General features: G+C 60.6%; 2 protein-coding genes and 1 pseudogene. 2 read left to right on the plus strand and 1 reads right to left on the minus strand.

From position 1 onward, the window contains the following. Positions 1 to 162: 162 nt before the first annotated feature. Positions 163 to 1,446, minus strand: coding sequence for a group II intron reverse transcriptase/maturase (ltrA, locus tag AYJ54_RS12880; RefSeq protein WP_201724175.1), 1,284 nt, complete (start codon positions 1,444 to 1,446; stop codon positions 163 to 165). 546 nt (positions 1,447 to 1,992) lie between these two features. On the opposite strand from ltrA, the pseudogene AYJ54_RS47145 reads away from it, so the two are divergent. Beyond that, positions 1,993 to 2,546: pseudogene (locus AYJ54_RS47145) on the plus strand (IS5 family transposase); the annotation flags it as partial. Positions 2,547 to 2,655: 109 nt separating this feature from the next. Continuing rightward, a partial coding sequence (locus tag AYJ54_RS12890) for an IS701 family transposase (protein WP_063699282.1) occupies positions 2,656 to 3,936 on the plus strand: 1,281 nt, incomplete at its 3' end.

Raw genomic sequence — 3,936 nt, forward strand, 5'->3', positions numbered from 1 at the left:
GGGTAGAGTCGAGATGTGGCGCGGTGGCGGTAGGCTGAACATATCTGTTTGCCGCCTCTTTCGTCTGGCGGTGCCTTAGTGGTTCACCCTTGGCTCCGTTTCCACATCCCGCTCATCGAACCGGACAGGCAGATTTCCCGCATCCGGCTCTCGGACAAGACTTCAAGCCTTCGCCCACGGCATGTCGCGCCCAAGCGCGGTTAGGCGTACGAGCCCGAAGTACCCATAGAGGTGCGAGAGTGGATAGGTCCCGCCCCTGCGTCGCCTGACCTTGTGCTTGAAGCGCAACCACCGGCGCAACCGCGCAGCCGCGTAGTTGTCGAGCGCCCGATACGCTTTGGTGACGGTGCCTACTTTGAAGTAGTTCGCCCATCCGCGCAGCGTGCGGTTCAACTGGCCTACGAGCTCCGTGGTCTCTTGCCAAGTTCCTGATCGGGCGGTGACCGTGTGAATGCTTTCGATCACGCGTTTGATGCTCTTGCGCGATGGCCGGTACCCCAGGCGCGCCTGGCCGGTTTTCGCTGAGTACATCCGCCCGAACGTGTAACCCAGGAAGTCGAACTCTCCTTCCGGCACCTTGCAGATTCGTGTCTTCTCCTCGTTGACCATCAGCTTCAGCCTTCCCATGATCCTGCGCAGTTGTCGCAAGGCCTCTTCAGCTTTGCCCCGCCTGCGCAGGATTACGAGATCGTCGGCGTAGGTCACGATACGAGAGCCGAGGCTTCGCTCCAGCCCGAGCATCTTCCATCCCAGCACAAACCGGCGCATGTAGAGGTTAGCCAGCAGTGGTGAGATGGGTGAGCCTTGCGGGATGCCGCGCCGGTTGTCCCGGGCCTCGGTCGTCCGTGTCTTTCGTCCTCGATCGTCGGTTTCCTCCACGGGACACTCCAGCCACATCTTGATCAGATGCAGCACGCGCCGATCCATGATCCGGCGCGCCACCGACTTGAGAAGGTCGGTATGCGGAATGCTCCCGAAGTAGTCCGCGAGGTCGGCGTCGACGACTTCCGGGTGACCACGGAACAGCTGCGCTTCCACCTCGACCACCGCCTGTTGGGCATTTCGCCCGGGACGGTAGGCATACTGCTCTGGTGGAAGATCGGCCTCGAAGATCGGTTCCAGCACCAGCATCGCTGCGGTCATGCAGACCCGATCACGCAAGGTCGAGATGCCCAATGGCCTGAGTTTGCCATTGGCCTTCGGTATGTACACTCTTCTGATAGGGTCCGGTCGATACGTCTCCTGCCTGAGCGCAAGCGCCAGTTCGCCAAGCCACCGCTGCACCCCATACGCCTCGATGTCCGCGAAGTCCTGACCGTCCACGCCCGGTGCGCCCTTGTTGGAGCGGCATTGGGCATAGGCATGGGCCAAGATGTCTTCCCGGCTGATCTTGTCGTACAGGGCGTAGAAGCGGTAGCCAGCTTCTGCCTTCGCTTTCGCGTGCAACGCCGTCTGCAGTTTCTGAACACTCTTCGGAGTTGATAGGTTGCCCAATCCCCAGGTCCCTCACCACGTCTTTGCGTTCGTCTTGAACTGAGGTCCCTTCCCTCCCCCGGCGTTACCCGGTTTCACCGGTACTACGAACCCCTCCGCATCCCCACGGCGCCCGGCCTATCCCTCGCGGGCGTCCGGTTGGTCATCCCTGACCACGTCGTGGGGCCTCCCGTGTTGCGTACGCTTTCCTTGTGTACATGCCGTCGCCACTACCCCGGCACAGCGACTGGAGGTATTGCTTCGCTCACTTCGCCCCAGTCGTGTCAGCCTTCCCTGATATGGCCGTCAGGTCGGCCTGTGCATCGTCCTTTTCGAGGCTTGCTCGGCGTTCACTCGCGTTACGGCCTGCACACTCGCGCGGTCACCGTATATCGTGACACGCTATCCGAAGGCTTCAGCCACTTCGTCACCTCCATAGCTGCTCCGGTTGCTTCCGGCTGGAGCGTTTGCCGGGTGGGGCTTGCACCCACTGGAAAGCGCCGCCTTATCACGGCGCACGCCAAGCGCGGACATTGGCAGGCGATCTTTGAAGCGCTCGCCCGCTGCGGCAAGGACGGCGTGACTTTGTCCATCGACTCTACCTCGATCAAAGCGCATCGCTCGGCGAGCGGCGGAAAAGGGGGGAGAACGAACAGGCGATCGGCCACTCGCGCGGTGGGCGGACCACGAAAATCCACGCGCTGAGTGACCCTGATTGCAGACCTTGCGCATTTCATCTCACTCCAGGCCAGGACGCAGACATTGCCGCAGCGCCGGCCCTTTTGGAACTCGCCCCACCCATGTCTGCCCTCATTGGCGACAAAGGATACGACGGCGACGGCTTTCGCGCCGAAATCGTCGATCGTGGTGCCAAGCCTGTCATTCCAAACAAATCCAACAGGGTCACCCTCCACAGCTTCAGCAAACGCGCCTATAAGGGGCGCAACGTCATCGAGCGCTGTTTCTGCCGCCTCAAGGATTTCAGGCGTGTCGCAACTCGCTACGATAAACTTGCCAGAAACTTCCTGGCAGCCGTCCACCTCGCCGCCATCGTCGCCTATTGGATCAATTGAGTCTGAACCCTAGCACTACTTTGGCAGATTGTCGGTTTTGCTGTGCTTTATAGGATTCCCGAATCAATTTTTCAATGATCATGGGTGGTCGGCTCTTGGAGGGCTGACCATGGCGGGATGGGAAGACGAACTTGAACGCTGGCTGATGCCGTTCTTGGACCGGCTGGGCCATAAGACTCGGCAGCGGATGTGTCCTCTGTATGTTGCGGGACTGATTGGTCCTGGCGATCGCAAGAGCGTTCAGCCGATGGCGGAGCGCCTTGCCTCGGGCAACTACGATCAGCTGCACCATTTCATTGCGGACGGTGTCTGGGACGCGACGCCGCTGGAGACGGAGCTGCTCAACCAGGCGGACCGACTTGTCGGCGGCAGGGATGCGGTGCTCGTTATTGATGACACCTCACTGCCGAAGAAGGGCGAACGCTCGGTTGGTGTTGCGGCTCAATACGCATCGGCTCTCGGCAAAACGGCAAATTGCCAAACGCTGGTGTCTTTGACGCTCGCGCGCGGCGAAGTGCCAGTGATGGTCGCGTTACGTCTCTTTCTGCCTGACAGTTGGACAAGCGACGTGTCTCGTTTGAAGCGCGCTCGCGTGCCAGTCGAACACCGAACGCCACGGTCCAAGCCGGAAATTGCCTTGGCCGAGATTGACCGCGCGACGGCAGCCAACGTGCGCTTTGGATGTGTGCTGGCGGATGCAGGATACGGACTTAGCGCACCATTTCGACAAGGGCTAACAGAGCGCGGGCTGGCCTGGGCTGTCGGCATCCCTCGGCACCTGAAGGTGTATCCGGTCGATGTGAAGCTCGTTTGGCCGATTACCAAGGTCCGCGGGAAACCACGAAAGCACCACGTGCCCGATGTCTTATCGATTGCGGCAGAACAAATGCTGGCCAGCGCCAAATGGAAAGCCGTGAGCTGGCGCAGCGGGACGAAAGGTCGGCTGAAAGCCCGATTTGCTGCTCTCCGTGTCCGCACCGCCGACGGCCCTCCTCAGCGGATTTGGGATAAGGGTCAGCAGCATCTCCCGGGCGACGAAGCTTGGCTCATTGGCGAGCAACGTGCCTCAGGGGAGAAGAAATACTATCTTGCCAATCTCCCTGCGGCGACGGATCTGCGCACACTAGCTGCCACCATCAAGGCAAGATGGATTTGTGAGCAGGCGCATCAGCAGTTGAAGGAGGAGCTCGGACTTGATCACTTCGAGGGGCGATCATGGCAGGGTCTTCATCGCCACGCCCTGATGACAATGATTGCCTACGCCTTCCTGCAGCATCGTCGCCTCGCACACGCGGGGCGGAAAAAAAAGAATCAACGGACCTCCGCCTCAGCCAACCATGCCCGCCGTACGTCACGCCATCGTCGATCTCATCCTTCGGCCGCCGTCTCA

It is taken from the genome of Bradyrhizobium centrolobii, assembly GCF_001641635.1.
Classification (GTDB): domain Bacteria; phylum Pseudomonadota; class Alphaproteobacteria; order Rhizobiales; family Xanthobacteraceae; genus Bradyrhizobium; species Bradyrhizobium centrolobii.